Source organism: Streptomyces sp. NPDC042336 (assembly GCF_055581985.1).
This window is the reverse complement of record NZ_JBVJEA010000042.1, coordinates 1-20,020: the sequence shown is the minus strand read 5'-3', so window position 1 is coordinate 20,020 and position 20,020 is coordinate 1. Positions and strand designations below refer to the sequence as shown.

Genomic DNA, 20,020 nt, shown 5'->3' with positions numbered 1-20,020 from the left:
CACAGCTTCTGAGTATCCGGATGGACGCTAGGCACCGTCGAACCGCTCGAAGGACAAGCTCATCCCTTGATGAACTCGGTGATCTGCGGGGCGATTTTCCTCGGAGCCATGACGACGGCGCCATGGTTGAGTCCGGGCAGGGTGCGGTGGTCGGCCTGTGGCAGGATCTCGGTGACGGCGAGGGCGGCGCGCTGGAACGCGGCCGGACTCTTGCCGCCGGTCAGCACGCGGGTGGGTACGGCCACCCCTTTCCACTCCTCGGCGTTGAGCGGCTTGCCTTGCTGAGTATCGCCCATGACCGCGATGTCGTAGGGCAGAGTACTGGCCAGCTTGGTGAGATTTGCCCACAGCTTCGGCATGAGCTTCATGAACAGCACGGCGATGCTGGGCATCCCCTGCACTCTGGTCATGAAGTACCTGACCGCGTCGCTGTCCCGCCCTTCCGCAAGCAGCATGGTGATCTGCTGCGCGAGATCCGTGGGTGGTCCGTCGTCGCCTTCGGCGACCACGAACGGCGGCTCATACAGAGCCAGGCGGTCGACGTTCACTCCGGCGGCGGCCGCGCGCAGGGCGAGGACCGCTCCGGAGGACGAGCCGAACAACGACGCCGACCCGCCGACGTGTTCGACCAACGCGGCGATGTCTTCGATCTCGCGGTCGGGGGCGTAAGCATTTGCGTCACCGCTGGCACCCCGTCCACGCCGGTCGTAGTTGATTACGGTGAAGTGCTGGGCGAGAAGAGCCGCGAGTTTGGTCGTGTCCGAGCGGTCTGCCAGTGCCGAGGCAACCAGGACGACGGCCGGACCGCAGCCCGACTGTTCGAACGCGATCTCGGTGCCGTCTGCGGAGACGACACGGGATTCGACTATGGCCGACTGCTCTCGCGCTGTTGACATATTCATCTCTCCGGTTCACGTAGCGGCCGTACTGCTGTGGCGTGCCTTGCTGCCGCTAGGACTCCCGCAACGCGGAAAACTCATCGGTGCGCAGGCGCTCGACGCCGAAGTCCTCACATCTGTAGCGGTGGGCCTCGATCAACTCGTCGTTCTGCTCGGCCGGGGCCGCGCCGACCAGACGGATGACGGGGTGCGGTCTGGGAAGATGCCGACTACCTCGGTGCGACACCGGATCTCCTTGTTCAGCCGCTCCTGCGGATTGTTCGGCCAGATCTGCCGCCAAATCTCCCGCGGGAGGCGGTGAAGGTCGGCAGGTCGTGTCGGGCGGCGTCCAAGTGGGCTGCTGCTTTCGGGAACTTGGCCTCCAGGGTGCCGAGGACGTGTGCCATCTGAGCCTTCGCCGCGTCGGTGTCGGGCTGTGCGAAGACGATCCGCAGCAGCGTGGCCACCCAGGCGTGGGGCCGACTTCAGCACCTGGCTCAGCAAGTTCCTCGCGTAGCGGGTGCGACAGCGCTGCCAGGAGGCGCAGGGCAGCACCGCTCCGATCGCATCCACCAGGCCGGCGTGGGCGTCGGAAACGACCAGCTGGACGCCTGAAAAGCCGCGGGCGATCAGGGAACACAGGGAAGGCCGGCCAGCCGGCGCCGTCCTCGGCGGTGGCCACGTTCAGGCCGAGGATTTCGCGGTGTCCGTCGGCGTTGACGCCGACCGCGATCAGCGCATGCCCGTTGACGATGCGACCCCTCGTGGACCTTCTGCGTCAGCGCGTCGACCCAGACGAACGAGTACGGTCCGGCATCCAGAGGCCGGTTGCGGAAGGCGGTGACCTGCCCGTCGAGCGGGTAGAAGACGGCGGCTGTGATGACCGTGCCGCCTGGCCTCGTCGCCGAGAAGCAGCAGCGTTTGTCAGGTGGCTCGGGCATAGGTCAGCGCTATCGAGGCAGGAAAATGTTGATGCGATGCGAGAGCGGCTGTAGCTGCAGGCCGCGCTGTGCCGACTGCCGAGCCCGCCAACGCGGCTGCGCGTTCCGATGCTGGTCGCCCGCCTGCTCCAAGGCGGCTTCGTAGGCGTGCAGGGCGTCACCGCCAGAACGAACCTTCGTCGGCGGCGCTCTCGCCGTATGCCCCCCAACTGGGCTACCTCATGACTGCCCTTTCCGCAGAGGGGCACTCAGTCGACGCCTTGCTGTTCGGCTCGGGCGCGGGTGGTGGCGAAACGGTAGGAGTCGGTGCCGGCCAACGGCGCCCGACGCTGCGAGTCGGGCGCAGCATCGTCGACCCCGACAATGGCGAGACGCTAACCCGACGATTCCTCTAGCACCCTGCTTCGTCGGAGGCGAAGACATCACGCTGCGCGGTCTGTGCGACGCGGGCGAGCAGTGTCCGCAGTTGCTCGGTGTCCTCGGGGTCGAGGTCGGTGAGGAGGCGTGTCTCGGCGGCGCCGAGGCTGTGCCGTACTTCCGCGAGGCGGGCGCGTCCGGTGTCGGTGATGAGGACCTGGCGGGCGCGCCGGTCGCGTGGGTCCGGCTTGCGGGTCACGAGGTTGTGGGCTTCGAGGTCGTCGAGGAGGTAGGTCATTACGGTGCGGTCGAGGCTCACCTCCTTGGCCAGGGCGAGTTGGGAGGGCGGCTCGCTGCCGCCGGCCAGTGCCACCAGGACCAGGTAGCCGCGGGCTCCGCCGGGCAGGTCTGCGACGGAGTCGGTGGCGACGCGGCGGAATGCCGTGGAGACCATGCGGATCGCCCAGCCCAGATCGGTGTCCAGCGCCAGGGATTCCGCCTCGACGTGCGGCTTCTTGTTCTCGGACGTGGATGCGCTCACCCGCACATCGTACTGCATATGCTCAGCGGCAGATGTTCTTGCTAGCAGAACATCTGTGATGCATAGTGGATTGCGAAAGGGTGCCGACGTGATCCGCATCGGGCGCCGCGAGGACAACAGCAAGGAAGATCACCATGAGCGCCAGTACCGCTTTGCAGGGCCGCACCGCACTCGTGACCGGAGCGACCTCAGGCATCGGCAAGGCCATCGCGCGGGACCTTGCCTCCCAGGGCGCGGACGTCGTCCTGCACGGCCGCGATCAGGCCCGGGGCGAAACCCTCGTCAAGGAGATCGCAGCAGAGGGCGGCAGCGCCCGTTTCATCGCCGCAGACCTCACCGACGTCGATGACACGCTGCGCCTGGCCGCCGAGGCGGGAGCGGTGGACATCCTGGTCAACAGCGCGGGCCTGTACGAGTTCGCCCCGACGGCTGCGACCGACGCAGCCAGCTTCGACCGACAGATCGCCATCAACAGTCGTGCTCCGTTCCTGCTGGTCGGCGCGCTGGCACCGGGCATGGTCGAGCGCGGGCAGGGCTCGATCGTGACCGTCGGCTCCAGCGCGGCCCGCATGCCCGCCCCCGTCGGCGCCGCCTACGGCGCCTCAAAAGCCGGCGCCGAGACCCTCACTCGCTATTGGGCCACCGAGTTCGGCCCGTCCGGCGTGCGGGTCAACACCGTCTCACCCGGCCCCGTGCACACCGAGGGGACCAAGGCCATGCTCGGCGAGCACACCGCGATGCTGGACAAGACCAATGCCCGTGGCCGCGCCGGACACCCGAGCGAGATCGCCGAGATCGTCTCCTTCCTGGTGAGTCCGGCCAGCTCCTACATCAACGGCGCCGTCCTGTTCGCTGACGGCGGCGAGCTGAGCGCCCTGCCCTCCTGAAGGAGCCTCACCATGAACATCTTCATCATCGGCGCCACCGGCTTCGTCGGCGGCGCCGTCGCCCGGCATCTCCTGGCCGAACGTCACACGGTCACCGGCCTGGCCCGCACCACGAGTGCTGCCACCACCCTCGCCTCCCAGAGCATCACCGCCGTGGCAGGCGACCTGGACGAGCACCGCTCCGCCGTCATCGACGCGGCCCAGGCCGCCGACGCGGTCATCTACGCCGCCCAGGCCGGACCCGAACAGGAAACAGCAACCGTCCGGGACCTCACCCAAGCCCTGACCGGCACGGACAAGACACTCATCTTCCTGTCCGGCAACGGAGTGCTGGTACAGCGCACCGCGGGCGCCTGGAGCCCGGACGTCTTCGCCGAGGACGACCCCTTCACACCCGAACCCCTGGCCGGCCACCGCAAGGCCGCCGAGGACACCGTACGGGCCGCCGCCCAGGACGGGCTGCGCGCGATGGTCATCCGGCCCGGTCTGATCTGGGGGCCCGGCGATCACGGCCACATGTCCATGGTCTACCAGTCGGTCGCCACGACAGGGGCAGCCTGCTACATCGGCGAAGGGCTGAACACCTACAGCCACGTCCACATCGACGACGTGACCCGACTGTTCTCCCTCGCCCTGGAAAAGGGCCGTCCCGGCGGGCTGTACCACGCAGTGGCAGGAGCGATTCCCAATCGCTGGATTGCAGAACGCGTCGCCGCCGACCTCGGCGTCAAGACGCGCAGCCTCACACCCGAGGAGGCCACCGACGTGTGGGGCGAATTCGGCGCCCTCATCATGGCCGTCTCCGGGCGCATCCGCGCCATCCGCGCACGGCAGGACCTCGGCTGGCAGCCCCAGCACACCGACATGCTGACCATGATCGGTGAGGAACGCCTGCTCCGGCTGGCCACCCCCGCAGGGTGACCACGACTTCGCCACCGCCACCAGTTACCTGTGGTGGCGAAGCCCTGTAGCCCAAGCGTCTCCAGACGGCCTCCCCCTCAGTAGTGCGCGGCATCCTCAACACCCTGAACCTCAGCGGTCCCGTGGTCGTGGCCGGACACGACATCGGCTCCATGGTCGCCTTCGCCTTCGCCTGGGCCACCGCCAACGACGAGGACATCTCCCCCCTGATCCTGATTGACTCCCTCCTGCCCGGCCTCGGGTTGGAGGAGACGATGAACTTCGCCGACGGCGGCATGTAGCACTTCGGTTTCTTCATGACCCTGCACGTGCCCGAAATGCTCTTCGACTGCTATGAACTGCATTTCTTCACCGCCACGTTCACCGCCACGGCCAACCCCGGAACCTTCAGTGACCACGACCTCGCCGCCTACGCCCAGGCGTACACCGGCCGCGAACGGCTTCGCGGCGGCTTGAGCGCGTTCGGCGGGGGGACCCGGGCGCGGACGGCCGGTCGAGGGCCAGCGGATTTCGGCGGCGGAAGGTGCCAGGCCCTCCAGGACCGGCCCGCCACCCGGTCCGGCGCGGGGCGCGCGGCAACTCTTGAGCACGAGCCGGGCGGTATCGAGGAGAGCCACGGTGTGGGGGCGAGATGGGTGTGGCGTACGCCTCCACCGCCGCCCGCGGGAATTCGCTGGCCGAAACCGGGCCCGCGCGGGATGCTGCACGTGTGATCGAGCGAGAAGCCGCCGTTCGGGCTGTCGAAGAACGGCTGGAGCGCGACTATCAGCAATGGCGGGCCGTGAGCTCTGACGCGGTGAGGATGGCTGTGGTCCGTGTCGAGGAGCACGAGCTGGTGTGGATCGTCTCCTGGCAGTCGAAGGAGTTCGCAAGCACTCGGAACTCGAAGTACCTGCTGGTCGGCAACGGGCCGTACCTGGTCGACCGCGTCGACGGGGGACTGCACCAGATCGGCGTCGTCTCCGCGGTAACAGGGGAGTGGGAGAACGACTACCGGGCCCGAATACGTGGGCTGCCGGTCCACACTGCGGTAGACGACCTGCACGATGCGCTCTGCGGAGTCGCCGCTACGCACGGACGCATGCACGCTGTGCGGACACTGCGGCAGAGGCTGCCGATGCTCTCGCCTGCGGAGGCCATCGAGTACGTGAGCGCCCTGCTGAACGGTGATGCGCCCGCACGCCTCCTGGCCGTCGTGACCAAGGAACTCGTGGAGCCTCTCAACCCGGTACTTGCGGTGAAGACCATTTCGAGTGGAGCAGTGATCCGAGCCGGTCAGAGACCCGACGGATGACGGGATAGCCAGTCGGCATGCCGATCGCGCACTCGGTCCCGCTCTTCGGACGTGGTGAGGAAGACGTCGGCGCCACCGTGGTAGGGGTGATGGATGCGCTGCATCCGGGTGTCGGTGATGAGAACGCCCGCGACCTTGTCGTCGGCGATGTCTCGGAGCGACTCGTCGATGCAGCCTCGCCGCCAGGGCCGTCGGGCAACGAAGAGGTGGCAGTACGTGCGGAACTCAGGGTCAGGATCGTCCACCACCAGCAAGCTCTGCCAATAGCCCGTGACGGGTTGCGACGACGGAACCTCGGCTTCGCTCGTCCAGAGCGGATGGATCACGTACACGTCCGCACCAGCGAACAACTCATCAAGGACAGGGTTCGGGGCGCTCTCGGCCAGCCCCAGGGCTGTCGCATCGTTCACCAGACGCTGGACCGGCTGGCGGTCCAGGCCCAGCAGCCGGGCCAGTTGAGGAACCGTCAGGGGTTCGCCCCTGCGCAGCTCGTCCATCACCGCCGCACGCTGACCAGCTGTCTTCCCCGGGCCCGTCAGCTCCCGTTCCACGGCACGCACGACCGTGCGGTGCAGCGGCCACAGGCTGCGGATCACTTGGTACAGCAAGGGACCCAACGGGGGCTCATTCTTCGTCCACTTATCGACACTTGTGATGTCACCATGACGCCCTTGGTGTCTGCGGGGCCACAGGTCCAGAGCGACGGAGCCTGAGCACGTTCACTTTCATGTCGATTCCGAGAGCGTCACCTGCCCCTGCAGAAGGGTTTTCTGCATGGGTCACGGTGGAGCTGGCGCGCCACGGCGCGGCCTCGTGTGATGAGAGCGGCCGCTTCGAAGCAGCCTGGATGGCCTCGTGAAGATGTCGGCGTCGGTCTCTTTCTGCCGGTCGTGACCGGCTCAGCGCACTCAGACGCGCGGTCCGAGGAACAGGCCACCGCTCGCGTCGATGACCTGCCCGGTGATCCAGCGCGCCGCGTCGGAGGCGAGGAACGCGACCACGTCGGCGACGTCGTCGGGCTTGCCCAGCCGATTGAGCGCCGTCGTGCCGGCGATGAGTTCCGCGAGGCCCGGTGCTTCGAAGGACGCCCCGTTGGTCGCGGTCCGGGTAGCGCCGGGAGCAACCGCGTTCACCGTGATTCCCCGTACGCCCAGTTCGTTGGCCAACGTCAGGGTCATGGTCTCGACCGCGCCCTTGGTCATGGCGAAGGACGTCTGGGAGGGGTTGGCCATCCGGGTCGCCACGGAGGAGATCGTGATGATGCGGCCCCCGTCGGGGAGCAGGTTCAGCGCGCGTTGGACGATGAAGTACGGCGCTCGCACGTTGACCGCGAAGAGATGGTCGAACTCCTTGCGTGTCGTGGCCCCGATCGGTCCGGCGGGCGCGGCCGCCGCATTGTTGACGAGGATGTCGAGCGGCCGCCCGGCCAGTGCGGCCTCGACTCCCGCGAAGAGCGTGTCGACGTCGTCCTCCACGCCCAGTTCCGCCCGGACGGTGACCGCGGTTCCACCGGCACGCCCGATCTCGTCGGCCGTCGCTGCCGCACCGCCTTCGTCCGCGCCGAAATGCACGATGACCGCGGCTCCCTTCACCGCTAACCGGACCGCGATCGCTCGTCCTATGCCGCGCGACGCGCCGGTCACCAGAGCCGTCCTGCCGGTCAGGTCGTCTGCATCCTTCATGCCCACCCCAAGGTCCTGTGAGTGACTACCAACCTGGTAGTCACTATCAGTCAGGTAGGGTCTACCACATGGTGGGTCAGCACTCAACACTGCGAGCGCAACGGCGAGCGGAGACGCAGCGCATGATTCAGGCGCACGCGGTACGGCTGTTCGTCGAGCGCGGATACGACGCCACGACCGTGACCGACGTCGCCGAAGCCGCGGGCGTGTCGCCCATGACCGTGTACCGGCACTTCCCCACGAAGGAAGACCTGGTGCTCGTCGACCAGAACGGCCCGCTCGTCGCCGAGCGGATCGCCGCCACGTCCGCCGCGCAGCCTCTGGTCCGCCGTATCAGCAGTGCGCTCGTCGACGCGGCCGCGACGCTGACCGGCGGTGGCCGCCCGGACGACCCGGCGGCGGGCGACGCATTTCTGCTCGCCCGCCTCCAGCTCATGATGTCGACCCCGGCCCTGCGAGCCAGGCACCTGGACAGCCACTACGCCCTTCAGCAGGCGATCATCGACGCCCTGGGGGACGAGGTCACCGATCCCGATGCGGAGTTCCGCGCCCGAGCGGCGGCCGGTGCCTGTCTGGCTGCCATGCACACGGCACTGGTGCGCTGGGCCGAGGACGGCGGGCGGACCGAACTTCCGGGTCTGATCGTGCAGGCCCTCGTCGCCACCTTCGGCGCTGATGTCGTCGACACCGGCTCGGTCGGTTGAGGAGCCCGTGACGTCACGGCGAGGGAGGGCGGGGCGCGGTCAACTCCGTGCCGACTTCGACACGGCTGGAACCAGGACGATCGAGCCGTACGAGCCTCTCGCCGTGACCGTCAGAAGCCGCACGGCATCCCGCGGGGCGAGGGGTCCGGCCGAGACGCCCTGGGAACCCAAGGAAGCATCCCCCCACACATGCCCGCAGCTACGCGCGCTTGAGGAGTGGGCGCGGCGGGCTTTGCGTCAACCGGTCGTATCGCCCGCGCGGAAGATGCGGTCGAGGTGTTGGTCCAGGACGGCGGTGGCGGACGCAGCGCTGCGCTGTCCGACGAGGATGCTGGTGCCGAGCCCCGCGGACATCGCGAGCAGGCCGGCCGCCGTCAACCGCGAGTCCAGCCCCGGCTGCAGCAGACCGAACACCAGCGCACCACCGCCGGGCCACCGCAGCTCGGCGTGCCCGATCGCGCCGTGCTTGTCCGGGGCGGCGACCACTTCGGTGAAGCCCACACGTCGACCAGAAAGCGCAGCGCCGCCCTCGTGTCGTCGTAATGCAGGATCGGCAACACGGAGGATGGGGAGGTATCAGGCGACTCTTGTCCGTGGCGCAGTCGCGGTCACTCGTCCGGCGCCGCCATCAGGGTGTCGGCGAGTGATGCTTCGGCGGACGAGGGCAGGAGTCCTGGGTGTCCGTGTCGCTGCGATCGGTGCGTTGAGGGACGTGGGGGCTGTGGCCGCGGCCGGCTGTCTCGTGGTGATGGATGGCTGGGCGGGTTCATGCCTGGAACTCGGTGAGGTCGATGGCGTGAACGTGCAGTGGGTAGCCGTACTCCGGGTGGGTCGTCTCCCGCTCGGGCGTCATGCCGAGCTTGCGGATGACGTTCTCGGAGGCGTTGTCCCCTACCCGGCTGATGCTGATGACACGGTCCAGGCCGCGGTCCTGGAGTGCGAACTCCAGTGTGGCGTGCGCCGCTTCGGACGCGTATCCCTGGCCCCAGAACGGTGAGCCGAGCCGCCAGCTGATCGCCACTGCGGGCATCACCTCCGGCAGGAACTCGGGCACGGACAGTCCTGTGAAGCCGATCAGTTCGCCCGAGGCCAGAAGTTCGACGGCGAAGAGTCCGAAGCCCTCCTCGTCCCACTCCTCCTCCCACCGTTCGATGTCCTCGGCTGTGCGGTCCAGGTCACGCACCGAGCCGTCGTCAGTCCAGCGCATAACCCGCGGATCTGCGTTGATGTCCGCCATCGGCGGCAGGTCGTCGTCGTGCCAGCTACGGAGGAGAAGACGGGGCGTGCGGATCTCGGTCATGTACCCATCCTGCCGAAGGCAAGCACCGCATCGGTAATCCAGCGCTCGCCGGCCCTGCCGCTGCGGCAGCGCGGCCGAGAGGCCAGACCGATTCAGCGGCAGCCTGCCGCAGAACCGAGATCATTTACGGAAACGCGGCCAGACTCGATTTCAGGTATAGCCATCAGCCGGACCTTGGGCGGGCCGACCACGGCCGTCTGGTGAGGCTGTTGTCGGTTCGTGACCGGTGGTCGGGGGTTGTGGTCGCCTGTCTGGTCAGGGCTGGCCCGGTGGGCTGACCCGCATGGAACTCGTGTGTGTCCACTCGTCCGGTGGCCTGGGCCGGCGCGTTGTCCTGGTCCGGCTGCTGGCCTGGACGACGAACCGCCCGGGCACCGGGCGGCCGAGCGGCCGTCCACCGTGCCCGCGGCCCGCATGGTCACGGAAGCCCTGACCTACCGTGCCCTGGTCGAGTGCGCCGGCTGCGGCGTCCCCGCAACCGCCGCCGGTGAGGACCTGTGCCCGGCCTGCCTCGACTGGCCCCTGTGCTCCACCTGCCCAGGCTCCAGCCCACGCCGCGCGCACACCCTCAGGCGGGCCCGCTGTCCGTCGCGGTGAAGGGCGCACTCCTCGGCGGTGCTGCCGAAGCCGGTTCGATCGTGATCCCGACTCTTCCTCCCCGCACCTGCAACGGGGAGGATGCCGCGCCCTGGCACTCCAGCGGCCTCTCGCTCGTCCTCTTGGTCGAATGCCCGAGTGCACGCGTGCTCGTGCTCGGAAACAGGTCTGATCCAGTGCATCGCCTTGATCCAGGAACGACTGGCGAGGATGCTGACACCGACCGCGCCTGTGCGGACGCTGGGCCCGTGTACGAGACGATGCCGCGGTGTGGGCCCCGGTCCCCAGATACGACATGCCCACGACCGGCTGCGCGAGAGGGCCGCGTGGGCCGGGCCGGTCCGCCCGACGCAGACTGGGAAGGACACGATGAAGCCTCACCGCGAGTCGGTTCTGTCCCGTGCCGCTCGCGTCCTGGAGGCGTTCAGCCCGGAGGCACCGGCGTTGACCGTCTCCGAGATCGCGCGCCGCACGGGGCTTCACGTGGCCACGGCCTCCCGGCTCGTGGGCGAACTGACCGCGCACGGTTTCCTGAGCCGGGACGACCACCGCCGGGTGCGTATCGGCGTCCGGCTCTGGGAACTCGCTGTCCGGGCCTCGCCCGCGCTGCCGCTACGGGACGCCGCGATGCCGTTCATGGAGGGCGTGCACGACGTGGTGGGCCACCATGTGCAGCTGGGGATCCTCGACGGCGACGAGGTGCTGTTCCTGGAGCGGCTCTCGACGCCGGACGCGGTGATCAACTACACCCGTATCGCCGGGCGCCTGCCCCTGTACGCCTCCTCCAGCGGCCTGGTACTCCTTGCCCACGGCCCGGCGGACCTCACGGAACGGATGCTGGCCGCCCCGCTTACCGCCTATACCTCGGCGACCCCGGCCACTCCCAGCCGGCTGCGCGCGACCCTGGCCGAGGTCCGGCAGCAGAGGTACGCCTACTGCCCCGGCTACGTCCACCAGGAGGCCCTAGGCGTGGCCGCACCGGTCCACGGCGCAGACGGCCGGGTGGTGGCGGCCCTGTCGGTCATCGTCCCCAACGACGCGGGCGCCCAGGCGGTCGTTCCCGTCGTACGCACGGCCGCCCGGGGTGTGTCCCGTGCGCTCGGTGTGCCCAACGGGCGGGAGGGGGCCGGTGTATGACGCGGATGTGACATCGGTGCGAACTTCGTCTCTCATCCAGTGAGAATGCCGTCGCGCTGTGCCGGCGGCCACGCGCATCCTTCCTGCATTCCACAGACGGGAGGCGACAACGTGGTCGTACACAACCTGCTACCGGCGATCCCCCGACCGACCCACACTCTGTCCCTGCGAGTCCGGGCCAAGGAGGTCGTCGCCGACGGCGTCGTGGCTCTCACCCTCGACCATCCCGACGGTGTCCGGCTGCCGGACTGGACGCCCGGGGCGCACATCGATCTCGTGCTGCCGGACGGGACGACTCGGCAGTACTCCCTGTGCGGGGACCGCTGGGACCCGTACACCTACCGCGTCGCCGTCCTGCGTGAGACCGCCGGGCGCGGAGGGTCGGCCTACGTGCACGACAGGCTGGTGCGCGGCGACCGAGTGGGCGTGGGTGGGGCGCACAACCACTTCCCGCTGGTGCCGGCCGACCGCTACCTGTTCATCGCGGGCGGCATCGGGATCACTCCGCTGCTGCCGATGGTCGAGCAGGCCGAGATGATGGGCGTCGACTGGCAGTTGCTGTACGGCGGCCGCTCCCGCGCCTCGATGGCGTTCCGCGCGGAACTGACGCACACCTACGGCGAGCGCGTGCGCATCAGTCCTCAGGACGAGTGCGGGCTGCTGGATCTGGCCGCGTGGCTGAGCGAGCCGCTGCCCGGGACCAAGGTGTACTGCTGTGGGCCGGCCCCTCTCCTGGCCGCCGTCCAGGAGGCGTGCGCCGGGTGGCCCGACCACAGCCTGCGTACCGAGCGCTTCACGGCCTCGGACGGCCCCCCGCCCGTGCGCCGGACGCCCTTCGAGGTGGAACTGCGCCGCACCGGCCGTACGGTGACCGTCACTCCGGACGTCTCCGTGCTGCACGTGGTGCGCGGGGCCGGCGCGGAGGTGCTGTCCTCCTGCGAGCAGGGAACCTGCGGCACCTGTCTCGTCCCGGTGCTGGAGGGGACCCCCGACCACCGGGACGCGGTCCTGGCCGACCACGAACGTGCGGCAGGGGACTGCATGATGCCGTGCGTGTCGCGCTCGCACTCCGACCGCCTGGTACTGGACCTCTGAACGACCCGAGCCCTGGGCCCTCTCCTGTGCCCCCCGTTCCCTGAGCCACATCGTCCCGAGCCGCTTTTCGTGGAGCCGCCATGACCGAGACAGCAGCCGTTCCCACATCATCACCGACCAGTGACGTCGATCCGTTCGCCGCCGAGCACCTGGCGCACCCCGATTCCCTGCACCGGCGGTTGCGCGAAGCCGGTCCCGTCGTCCGTCTGTCCCGTTACGACGTGCACGCCCTGGCCCGTTACCAGGAGGTGCACGCCGCGCTCGTCGACTGGCAGACCTTCCAGTCCGGCGCCGGAGTCGGACTGGCCAACTTCCGCCACGAGAAGCCCTGGCGCCCGCCGAGTCTGCTGCTGGAGGCCGACCCGCCCCACCATGACGCGCCGCGCCGCGTGCTGCGCGAGATCCTCGCCCCGCTCGCCCTGCGCCGGCTGCGCGAGACGTGGCAGACGGCCGCCGAGGAACTCGTCGAGGCGGTCCTGGCCGAGCAGGGGAGTGAGTTCGACGCCTTCGAGGCGTTGGCGAAGGCGTTCCCGCTGAGGGTCTTCCCCGACGCCGTCGGTCTCGCTCCCCACGGGCGGGAGAATCTGCTGTCCTACGGCAACATGGCCTTCAACGCCTTCGGACCGCGCAACGCCCTCGTCCGGGATGACGCGCACCGGTTGGGGGAGCTGTCGGCGTGGGTGAACGCCCAGTGCGCCCGCGAGGCGCTGAGCGAGGACGGCTTCGGCGCCCGCATCTGGGCCGCCGCCGACCGCGGCGACGTCACCCACGCCCAGGCGCCCCTGGTGGTGCGCTCGCTGCTGACCGCCGGCGTCGACACCACCGTGCACGGCCTGGCCGCCGCCCTGTATGCCTTCGCCACCCACCCGCAGGAATGGCAGCGGCTGCGCGCACTCCCGGAGCTGGCGCGGGCGGCGTTCGACGAGGCGGTGCGCTGGCAGTCACCGGTGCAGACGTTCTTCCGCACCGCCACCACCGACGTCGACATCGCCGGGGCCCGCATCCCCGAAGGCGGCAAGATCCTCATGTTCCTCGGCTCCGCCAACCGCGACCCGGAGCGCTGGCTCGACCCCGACCGCTTCGACCTCACCCGCGACCCCTCGGGTCACGTCGGCTTCGGCATGGGCATCCACCAGTGCGTCGGCCAGCACGTCGCCCGGCTGGAAGCCGAAGCGGTGCTGACCGCCCTCGCCCGTCGCGTCGGACACCTGGAACTCGCCGGCGAGCCGAGGCGACACCTCAACAACACCCTGCGCTCATGGGCGTCCCTCCCGGTCCGAGTCCGGCCGGCGAGCTGACCCCGGTCGCCGGACCCCTCCTCACTCACATCCTCCATTGAAAGGACCTCCTCCCGTGTCCCAGCACGTACGCGGCGTCGTCGCACGCGCCGCAGGTGAACCGGTACGCGTCGAGACGATCGTCGTACCCGACCCCGGCCCGGGGGAGGCGGTCGTGAAGGTGCAGGCGTGCGGCGTCTGTCACACCGGCCTGCACTACCGCGAGGGCGGAATCAGCGACGACTTCCCCTTCCTCCTCGGCCACGAGACGGCAGGTGTCGTCGAGCAGGTAGGACCCGACGTGACCGACGTGGCCCCGGGCGACTTCGTGATCCTCAACTGGCGTGCTGTGTGATGCCGTTGCCGGACCCGGCCGCGTCACCCGCCGCCGCGAGGCTGCTCGGCTGCGGGGTGATGGCGGGCATCGGTGCCGCGATCAACACCGGCGGTGTCGGCAGGGGCGACACCGTGGCCGTCATCGGCTGCGGCGGCGTGGGCGACGCGGCCGTAGCCGGCGCCCGGCTGGCCGGCGCGGCGAGGGTCATCGCCGTCGACATCGACGACCGAAAGCTGACCACCCGCCAGGTCCCTGGGCGCCACGCACAAGGTCAACTCCCGCACGAGCGACCCGGTGGAGGCGATCCGTGACCTGAGCGGCGGCTTCGGCGCCGACGTCGTGATCGAGGCCGTGGGCCGTCCGGAGACCTACCGGCAGGCGTTCTACGCCCGCGACCTGGCCGGCACCGTCGTCCTGGTCGGCGTGCCCACCCTCGAGATGCGGCTAGAACTGCCCCTGCTGGACGTCTTCGGCCGCGGCGGGGCCCTCAAGTCCTCCTGGTAGGGCGACTGCCTGCCCTCCCGCGACTTCCCCGTGCTCATCGACCTCTACCTCCAGGGCCGCAAACGAAACCGCCGTGCCGGTCGGCAGATCGGCTGGCTTCATGGGCGCAGACACCCACTACATCCAACTGCACGCAAGTGAGGCCGGGAAGTCCGTCCACGAGGCAGCGGGTTTCGTAGCCGGCCGCTAACCAGGCGTGGGCCTGATCACGGCACCGTCCGCCAGGTGACTCGGATCGCTCGGTATGGTTCCGCCCCGGCTGCCTGCTGCGCGCACTGCCCCTACTCCTTCGCCCCGGTCAGGCACGCGCTGCCGCTTTCCTGGCATGGGAGACGGCGGGGACCCACCCGGACAAGTCCCGGCAGCGCCAGTACGCTTCGGCCGCCACCATTCCCGGCCGCAAGCTGATCGCAGGCTCCCCCCCCCGGGTGGCCGACCTTCGCATGCCCGTCCTGGTCCTGCTCGCCGAGTACAGTCGCGCCCACCACGCCGGGAAGGTCGCCGACCGAGCCTGCCGGAAGCTCCCGCAGGGCAAGGTGGTGGTACTGCCCCGAGCCACCCACCACTCCCTGCCCCCTCACCGCGCCGCAGCAACCGAACGAACGAACACCTGACGGCGTTCCCGGGCTGATACGGATACATTCGGACTGGTGTCATCCATCAGTCATCTGCTGGATGGTCTTGAGTGTCTGACCTGCTCCGTTCTCGGCCGCCAGACGTTTCGCCGCGCTTGCGGCGGCTCGGTTGTGTGCCTGCTGCTTCACCACGCGGTCAAGCGAGTCGGCAAGCCGTTCAGCGGTGAGGGCCCGGAAGGGTATCGGGTCGGTGGCGGCGCCGAGGGCGGCAAGCCGCGTCGCCCAGAACGGCTGGTCCGCGGTCACGGGGACGGGGACCGCGGGCACTCCGGCACGCAGCACGGCGGCGGAGGTGCCGGCCCCGGCATGGTGGACCACCGCGGCCAGGCGCGGGAACAGCAGTGCGTGCGGTACGTCCCCAATGGTGAGCACGTCGTCCCCGTCGGCGGCGAGTCCGGCGCTGCCGGCCTGGAGGACGCCACGCAGCCCGACGCGGCGCAATGCCCGCACAGCGATCTCGCTCAGCCGTTCCCCGTCGCCGGATGCCATACTCCCGAAGCCGACGAAGACGGGCGGGGGACCGGCACCCAGAAAGTCCTCAAGCGCAGCAGGAAGCCGCTGGGCCGCATCGTGGTGGGGCCACCAGTTACCTACGACCTCCAGGCCGGAGCGCCAGTCGGAGGGACGGGGCACCAGGACTGAGCTGAAGTCGTGCAGGATCGGCCAGTTCGCTTGATCCTGCCGTCGACGCACCTCGGCAGGGGAGGCCGCAGGGAGTGCAAGGCGCTGGCGCAGCTGTGCCACCGCCTGTTCATAGACGCGGTCCGCCATCCGGAGCGCGAAGCGTCCGGTGACCCGGTTGGCGAGGCGGCCCAGTGAGCGGGACCCTGTCACGACGGGCGGGAAGTCGCCGGTCGGTGCGGTGGGCTGGAGGTAGACCCCGATGCTCGGTGTGCCCATGGCCTCGGTGAGGTGCCAGCCGAGCGGGGCGGTGGTGGTCGACAGCAAGAGCAGATCCGTGCCCTTGTCCACCGCGTCGGCAAAGCCCTCACCCACTTCGGTGATGAACGCTGCAGCCGTGCGCATCAGTTCACGCCTGCCTGTGCCGCCCCCACGCCCACGCGTGTCGGCGGGCAGACTGCGGAACTCCAGCCCTGCGTCGCGTGCGAGGGGTGCGAAGGTGTCGGTGGCGGCGAGGGCAACGTCGTACCCGGCCCGGCGCAGCTCGGCGCCCAGGCCAGTGTAGGGCGCGACGTCGCCGCGCGATCCGGCCGCAGCTATCAGAATTCGCATCTGTCCTCCTCGAAATCGGTGTCGCCACCGGCGCGGCGGGCCGCGTTGGCGTGGACCGCCTTGCGCATATAGGCGGCCAGTCCCGGGCGTTGCTGCGAGGGCGGTACGACCAAAGCGAAAGCGCGCGGGTCGGCGACGAAGTCGTCCGCGATACGCCGGTGCATGTCGGGTGGACAGGAGGTGAACCAGCGTGCGATGTGCAGGCGATGTTCTTCGGCCAGGTCCATGGCCCGTTCACCGTCACTCGGCTCCCCCTCGTCGAAAACCGCGAGCAGCTCCGCGCGCCAGACGGCTGCTTCGCCCATGAGCTGGCGCCAGTCCTCCTTGGTATGGGCATCCGCGCGGGCCATCGCCTCGCGCTGTCCCTCCGATCGCGCCCATTTCATCTCTGCTTCGGTGGCGTAACTCAAGTCGAAGGCGACCTCACCGAAGACCTCGAAGCGTTCCCGAGGAGTCAGGGTCACCCCGGTCCTCTGGACTTCTATGGCCCGTTCCGCCACCTCGGCCAGCCGCTGCAGCCTGGCGATCTCCTCGTGCAGCTGCCGCTGCCGGGCCCGAAGCCGCTCCAGAGGGTTCACCTGCGGATCCTCGAAAATCGCGGCGATCTCGTCGAGGGAGAAGCCGAGCTCGCGGTAGAACAGGATCTGCTGAAGACGGACCAGGTCGGCCTCACTGTAGAGCCGGTATCCGGCGCGGCTGCGGTCACTGGGCGAAAGCAGTCCCGCCTTGTCGTAGTGATGCAGTGTCCGCACTGTCACCCCGGCGAAGGCCGAGACCTGCCCCACGGAGTAGCTCATCCACCTGCCCTTTCGTCGGCATACAGCCTCAAGCCTGACGTAGGGGGAGGGTCAACTCCCGCTCGGAGGTGGCATGGCGCATGCCGCCTCGGCAACGATGCACGCCTCCTTCGACTCTGTCTCACGTCATCGACGACATCTACGCACCGAAACGGAACCCGGTTTGGGCGGGGTCGCACTTGCCGGTGCGGCGCCGTGAGGACCTGTCGGAACGGTGGACCTCGACGGCCTGGTGCCCGTGGAGTGACGCGGACAGCACATTGAAAGGCTTCTGATCAAGTTTCTCAGGCCAACCGCAGGACAGATGCTCGGCGGCCGGTCCCGCCCTCGCCCCTCCGCCCGCGGCGGGCTCATGTGTCGCACTCTGTGCCGGGCAGCCGTCCGCTGCGCCGACACCTCCGGTTCGTCCGGCGTCAGGCCCCAGCGCAGTTTCGTGCCCCGTACTCGGCGACGTACCGGCAGTACACCCCGGAGGCTGGCGGCAGTCACCTGGGTCGGGTCGGTCCGGAGCGGGCCGTGACCGCCTCCGAGTACCCCTGTGCGCCCTGTTCGCTGACATACGCCTGACGCCGTTGCGCCGTCCAGCCGGACGAGGAAGACCGGGTCCTGGCAGTGCTGCTTGGTGAGTGTGAAAACGAGCAGTTCGGCCGGACGGTGATCGCCCGGTCATGGGACGGGATGACGGGCGGGGTTGAGTATCCAGGCTGCCGGGACGGGGGCCGTCCGCGGCTTCACTCCGAGGTCCCGGACCAGCCGGCGGTACTTGTCGTGGTCGTAACCGCGGTCACTCAGCACCACGTCCGGACGGCGGCGGGGCGGCCGCGTTTGCCGCCGGTGACATGCCTCTCGTGCCCGCTGGGCGCGGCGACGTGTCTGCCCCGACGCTACGCCGAGGGAGGCGCCGCGCGGGCAGTCATGGCGCGACAGATCGCTGATGGCGAACTTCGTAGGGCCGTGACGCTGGTTTGACGCTCCGGGCGTCCGGCGGCTCTCATCCGGAACCCGAAACTTCTCTGACCTGCTTTCCTGCCTGCGTGCAGGCGGCACCTTTTCGATGACGTCCCACGTGGAGTGCGTGGCGATTCTGGAGCCCGCTGCAAAGGGGCTCTGACCTGCAATTCTCCTAGGTTGCCTCAGGCGTGGCCGGGTGTGCTCGACGTGTTCCCCGAAGGGCACGGCGTGGAGCGTGTCCTGGTGCGGGGGGGTGCCCCTATGCTTTTGGTCAAGGGAAACGGGGGTGCGCTGGTTCGGTGAACCGGGGCAGCATGGCGGGGTGGCTGATCTGCTGTGGGATGACGTGAAGTGCTTCTTCGACCCGGACTTGATGGGGTCGCTGCCGGACGTGCGCATCCCGGATGCCTCGGTGGAGGACTGGCAGGCGGTCCTCGATCTGGTCGCGGAGAGAGGCTGGAAGTACCAGTACTCCGAGGGAGAGTCGGTGCTTCCAGTGCCCCGGGCGGAAGCCGTGCTGTCCCGTCAGGCGGATGCCGAGTGCCCTGACCTGTGGGTCTGGCCGACTGCCGATGTGTTGGCGATCTTCCGTTTCCATGCTGCCGATGAAGTCGACTTCGACGTCGACCTGCGGGAGTTGCAAGGCCAAGAGCGACTGGATGTTTTCTGCGGGTTCCTTCGGGAGATCGGGCGGCGGCTGGGCAAGCCGGTGCTGATGGACCCGGAGGGCGATTACGGCCATCCGATGCTTGGCTTCGATGTCGAGGCCGATCGAGTCGTTCTCCTCGCAGACCCGCAGGTCAGGTGACCACGGCCGACGGCTGCGGTTCGTAGAAGGTGCCGTCGCGGAGCATCGCGAACAGGACATCGGCCCGGCGTCTGGCGAGGCAGAGCAGGGCCTGGGTGTGGTGCTTTCCCTGAGCGATCTTCTTGTCGTAGTAGGCCCGGGAAGCCGGATCCCCCAGGGCAGCGAACGCGGAGAGGAAGAAGGCCCGTTTGAGCTGCTTGTTGCCTCGCCTGGAGGGCTGTTCACCGCGGATGGAGGAGCCCGAGCTCCGGGTGGCTGGGGCGAGACCCGCGTAGGCGGCGAGGTGGCCGGCGGTAGGGAATGTGCTGCCGTCACCGACCTCGATCAGGATCCGGGCGCCGGTCCTGATGCCGACTCCCGGCATCGACGTCAGGACCTTCGAAAGAGGGTGAGCCTCCAGCAGTTCCTCGATCCGCCTGGCCAAGAGTTTCCGCTGGTCAAGCACGGCCGTCAGCGAGCCAGCCAGGCTTGGGACGATCAACGCGGCCGCCTCGGTGCCGGGAACGGTGACGGTCTGCTCGTCCAGCGCGGCGAAGATCTCCTCGACCAGCCGCTCGGCCATCCTGGGCGCCTTCGGCTGCAGAAGGGTGACCAGCCGCTGGCGTCCGGCCTTGCGGATCTGGGCCGGTGACCCGAACCGTTCCAGCAGGGTGAGGACGGCCGGGTGCTGCAACCGCGGCCCCAGCACCCGTTCCAGCGACGGGTGGATCTGGGTCAGCAGGCCGTGAAGCCGGTTGGCGACCCGGGTGGCCTCGCCGGCCAGGTCGTCGTCGAAGCCGACGATCATCTCCAGCTCGGCGATCGTCTCGTCCTCGCCGTCGATCGCCCGCAGTGTGTGGGGCATCGCGCGGGCGGCGTCGGCGATGATGAACGCGTCCTTCGCGTCCGTCTTCGCCTCGCCGGGGTAGAGGTCGGCGATCCGACGCATGGTCAGGCCGGGCAGGTAGGCGACGGGACAGCCCATGTCGCGGGCGACCGCCAGTGGCAGGGCGCCGATCGAGGCCGGCTGGTCGACCACGACGAGCACTGTTCCGTGCTTGGCCTGGAGTTTCGCGAAGAGCTCGCGGAGTTTGGGTTCGGTGTTGGGCAGGCGCTTGTCGAACGCCTTCTTCCCGGCCGGTGTGACGGCGGTGGCATGGTGTTC

At 69.1% G+C, this 20,020-nt stretch carries 19 protein-coding genes and 4 pseudogenes; 13 read left to right on the top strand and 10 right to left on the bottom strand.

What is annotated here, in order from left to right; translation table 11 throughout:
• Window positions 1-59: 59 nt before the first annotated feature.
• The 3 genes and pseudogenes from ACZ6IM_RS40000 to ACZ6IM_RS39990 all read right to left on the bottom strand — a co-directional run bounded on the left by ACZ6IM_RS40000 (window position 60) and on the right by ACZ6IM_RS39990 (window position 2,717).
• Window positions 60-896, bottom strand: coding sequence for an alpha/beta fold hydrolase (locus tag ACZ6IM_RS40000; protein WP_469564013.1), 837 nt, complete (start codon window positions 894-896; stop codon window positions 60-62).
• 55 nt (window positions 897-951) lie between these two features.
• Window positions 952-1,735: pseudogene (locus ACZ6IM_RS39995) on the bottom strand (IS256 family transposase); the annotation flags it as partial.
• Window positions 1,736-2,210: 475 nt separating this feature from the next.
• Complete coding sequence (locus ACZ6IM_RS39990) at window positions 2,211-2,717, bottom strand: MarR family winged helix-turn-helix transcriptional regulator (RefSeq protein ID WP_469564011.1); 507 nt, start codon at window positions 2,715-2,717, stop codon at window positions 2,211-2,213.
• A 134-nt stretch (window positions 2,718-2,851) separates the two neighbouring features.
• Between ACZ6IM_RS39990 and ACZ6IM_RS39985 the strand changes: the two genes are divergently transcribed.
• From ACZ6IM_RS39985 to ACZ6IM_RS39965, 5 genes are all read left to right on the top strand, one after another.
• Entirely contained in the window at window positions 2,852-3,604 is a 753-nt protein-coding gene (locus ACZ6IM_RS39985) for an SDR family NAD(P)-dependent oxidoreductase (RefSeq protein ID WP_469564007.1), read from the top strand.
• Between the two features lie 12 nt (window positions 3,605-3,616).
• A complete protein-coding gene (locus tag ACZ6IM_RS39980; protein ID WP_469564004.1) occupies window positions 3,617-4,525 on the top strand; it encodes an NAD-dependent epimerase/dehydratase family protein in 909 nt (302 codons plus the stop codon).
• An 83-nt stretch (window positions 4,526-4,608) separates the two neighbouring features.
• The gene (locus tag ACZ6IM_RS39975) at window positions 4,609-4,806 is read left to right on the top strand and encodes a hypothetical protein (RefSeq protein WP_469564001.1); all 198 of its coding nucleotides are present in this window, start codon (window positions 4,609-4,611) and stop codon (window positions 4,804-4,806) included.
• 15 nt (window positions 4,807-4,821) lie between these two features.
• Window positions 4,822-5,238 (top strand): hypothetical protein, encoded by a 417-nt coding sequence (locus ACZ6IM_RS39970; RefSeq protein ID WP_469563998.1) that lies wholly within the window; start codon window positions 4,822-4,824, stop codon window positions 5,236-5,238.
• Complete coding sequence (locus ACZ6IM_RS39965) at window positions 5,235-5,819, top strand: YrhB domain-containing protein (protein WP_052843439.1); 585 nt, start codon at window positions 5,235-5,237, stop codon at window positions 5,817-5,819. The genes ACZ6IM_RS39970 and ACZ6IM_RS39965 overlap by 4 nt, the downstream gene beginning before the upstream one ends.
• Here the strand turns inward: ACZ6IM_RS39965 and ACZ6IM_RS39960 are convergent.
• Together ACZ6IM_RS39960 and ACZ6IM_RS39955 are read right to left on the bottom strand one after the other, a co-directional pair.
• Window positions 5,801-6,415 carry a DUF3885 domain-containing protein gene (locus ACZ6IM_RS39960; RefSeq protein WP_469563995.1) on the bottom strand — a complete coding sequence of 205 codons (615 nt, stop codon included), beginning with the start codon at window positions 6,413-6,415 and terminating at the stop codon, window positions 5,801-5,803. The two genes, ACZ6IM_RS39965 and ACZ6IM_RS39960, sit on opposite strands and share 19 nt — an antisense overlap.
• A gap of 312 nt (window positions 6,416-6,727) precedes the next feature.
• Window positions 6,728-7,501 carry an SDR family NAD(P)-dependent oxidoreductase gene (locus tag ACZ6IM_RS39955; protein ID WP_469563993.1) on the bottom strand — a complete coding sequence of 258 codons (774 nt, stop codon included), beginning with the start codon at window positions 7,499-7,501 and terminating at the stop codon, window positions 6,728-6,730.
• Window positions 7,502-7,623: 122 nt separating this feature from the next.
• Between ACZ6IM_RS39955 and ACZ6IM_RS39950 the strand changes: the two genes are divergently transcribed.
• Window positions 7,624-8,205, top strand: coding sequence for a TetR/AcrR family transcriptional regulator (locus ACZ6IM_RS39950; protein ID WP_469563990.1), 582 nt, complete (start codon window positions 7,624-7,626; stop codon window positions 8,203-8,205).
• 237 nt (window positions 8,206-8,442) lie between these two features.
• Here ACZ6IM_RS39950 and ACZ6IM_RS39945 read toward each other — a convergent pair.
• Together ACZ6IM_RS39945 and ACZ6IM_RS39940 are read right to left on the bottom strand one after the other, a co-directional pair.
• A pseudogene (locus ACZ6IM_RS39945) lies at window positions 8,443-8,613 on the bottom strand (TetR/AcrR family transcriptional regulator); the annotation flags it as partial.
• Between the two features lie 358 nt (window positions 8,614-8,971).
• Window positions 8,972-9,505, bottom strand: coding sequence for a GNAT family N-acetyltransferase (locus ACZ6IM_RS39940; RefSeq protein ID WP_052843429.1), 534 nt, complete (start codon window positions 9,503-9,505; stop codon window positions 8,972-8,974).
• Window positions 9,506-10,471: 966 nt separating this feature from the next.
• On the opposite strand from ACZ6IM_RS39940, the gene ACZ6IM_RS39935 reads away from it, so the two are divergent.
• The 6 genes and pseudogenes from ACZ6IM_RS39935 to ACZ6IM_RS39910 all read left to right on the top strand — a co-directional run bounded on the left by ACZ6IM_RS39935 (window position 10,472) and on the right by ACZ6IM_RS39910 (window position 15,066).
• A complete protein-coding gene (locus ACZ6IM_RS39935) occupies window positions 10,472-11,239 on the top strand; it encodes an IclR family transcriptional regulator (RefSeq protein WP_469563986.1) in 768 nt (255 codons plus the stop codon).
• 111 nt (window positions 11,240-11,350) lie between these two features.
• Window positions 11,351-12,334 carry a PDR/VanB family oxidoreductase gene (locus ACZ6IM_RS39930; protein ID WP_469563984.1) on the top strand — a complete coding sequence of 328 codons (984 nt, stop codon included), beginning with the start codon at window positions 11,351-11,353 and terminating at the stop codon, window positions 12,332-12,334.
• Between the two features lie 80 nt (window positions 12,335-12,414).
• Window positions 12,415-13,632, top strand: coding sequence for a cytochrome P450 (locus tag ACZ6IM_RS39925; RefSeq protein WP_469563981.1), 1,218 nt, complete (start codon window positions 12,415-12,417; stop codon window positions 13,630-13,632).
• A gap of 55 nt (window positions 13,633-13,687) precedes the next feature.
• Window positions 13,688-13,963: pseudogene (locus tag ACZ6IM_RS39920) on the top strand (alcohol dehydrogenase catalytic domain-containing protein); the annotation flags it as partial.
• A 14-nt stretch (window positions 13,964-13,977) separates the two neighbouring features.
• Window positions 13,978-14,512, top strand: a pseudogene (locus ACZ6IM_RS39915) (zinc-binding dehydrogenase); the annotation flags it as partial.
• A gap of 383 nt (window positions 14,513-14,895) precedes the next feature.
• Window positions 14,896-15,066, top strand: a complete 171-nt coding sequence (locus ACZ6IM_RS39910; RefSeq protein ID WP_469563978.1) for a hypothetical protein — start codon at window positions 14,896-14,898, stop codon at window positions 15,064-15,066.
• 39 nt (window positions 15,067-15,105) lie between these two features.
• Here ACZ6IM_RS39910 and ACZ6IM_RS39905 read toward each other — a convergent pair whose 3' ends face one another.
• Together ACZ6IM_RS39905 and ACZ6IM_RS39900 are read right to left on the bottom strand one after the other, a co-directional pair.
• Entirely contained in the window at window positions 15,106-16,320 is a 1,215-nt protein-coding gene (locus ACZ6IM_RS39905) for a glycosyltransferase (protein ID WP_469563975.1), read from the bottom strand.
• Window positions 16,308-17,117: a MerR family transcriptional regulator gene (locus tag ACZ6IM_RS39900; RefSeq protein ID WP_052843261.1), complete on the bottom strand. Its 810-nt coding sequence runs from the start codon at window positions 17,115-17,117 to the stop codon at window positions 16,308-16,310. Before ACZ6IM_RS39900 ends, ACZ6IM_RS39905 begins: the two co-directional genes overlap by 13 nt.
• Before the next feature lie 1,273 nt (window positions 17,118-18,390).
• On the opposite strand from ACZ6IM_RS39900, the gene ACZ6IM_RS39895 reads away from it, so the two are divergent.
• Window positions 18,391-18,876 (top strand): hypothetical protein, encoded by a 486-nt coding sequence (locus tag ACZ6IM_RS39895; RefSeq protein WP_052843275.1) that lies wholly within the window; start codon window positions 18,391-18,393, stop codon window positions 18,874-18,876.
• Here ACZ6IM_RS39895 and ACZ6IM_RS39890 read toward each other — a convergent pair.
• Window positions 18,869-20,020 (bottom strand): IS110 family RNA-guided transposase (locus ACZ6IM_RS39890; protein ID WP_469563971.1); only part of this gene is annotated, 1,152 nt, incomplete at its 5' end. The two genes, ACZ6IM_RS39895 and ACZ6IM_RS39890, sit on opposite strands and share 8 nt — an antisense overlap.